The organism is Cellvibrio sp. UBA7671 (assembly GCA_002483145.1).
GTDB classification, from domain to species: Bacteria; Pseudomonadota; Gammaproteobacteria; order Pseudomonadales; family Cellvibrionaceae; genus Cellvibrio; species Cellvibrio fibrivorans.
The window spans coordinates 1-891 of sequence record DLHJ01000007.1 but is presented as its reverse complement, the minus strand read 5'-3'; the positions used below and the strand labels follow the sequence as shown (position 1 = coordinate 891).

General features: G+C 53.4%; 1 protein-coding gene and 1 pseudogene. Both read left to right on the top strand.

The features are described 5' to 3' along the window. A partial coding sequence (gene lipB / locus B4E62_RS07810; protein WP_331351674.1) for a lipoyl(octanoyl) transferase LipB occupies window positions 1-410 on the top strand: 410 nt, incomplete at its 5' end. 154 nt (window positions 411-564) lie between these two features. Next, window positions 565-891, top strand: a pseudogene (locus B4E62_RS07805) (lipoyl synthase); the annotation flags it as partial.

Sequence of the window (891 nt, the reverse complement as noted above, 5' to 3'; positions counted from 1 at the left end):
GCCCCGGCCAATTGGTGGCTTATCCCTTATTGGACTTACGTCGCTTGAACATTGGGGTGCGCGAGCTGGTGACGCGCATTGAGCAGACCATCGTTGCTACGCTTGCGCATTACGGCATTGAATCCGCTGCCAAGCCAGATGCGCCGGGGGTTTATGTGAATGGCGATAAGATCGCTTCGCTCGGGTTGCGCGTTCGTCGCGGCTGCAGTTTTCACGGTTTGGCCTTGAATGTGGATATGGATTTGTCGCCTTTTGGACGAATTAACCCCTGTGGTTATCAGGGCTTGGCGATGGCGCAAATACGCGAGCTTATTCCCAATCCCCCTAGACTTACGCAGGTTCAAGACCAACTTGTTACGGAATTTGCGCGGAAATTGGGCTACGAAACCTGTACAATACGCGCCACGTAATTCTGGTCGGGAACCGGGCAAGGGCTTGTGCGACACGCCGTGAATCCATCCCTGGAGGCTCGGCACCACCATCCTCGGTGGCGCACGGTCACACAATCCTTCACCCGACTCCTTCTGTGCCTCCGATGAGGCAGAATCAGTAAAGAGCTTCTTTATGTCAGATCTACCACCCGTATCTACCTTTGTTCCCGAACTCCAGCCAGTCAAGCGCACCGAGCGCTACAAGCAGGGCGAAAAGCTGCGTGATGCCGATAAAGTAGAGCGCATTCCGGTAAAAGTAATTGCGACTGACCGCGATGAAGTGCAGCGCAAACCTGACTGGATCCGTGTGCGTATTCCGGCATCACCGGAAGTAGATCGCATCAAGTCCATTCTGCGCAAAAACAAATTATCGTCTGTATGCGAAGAAGCCAATTGCCCGAATTTGGGTGAATGTTTTAGCGGCGGTACGGCGACTTTTATGATCATGGGCGACATTTGT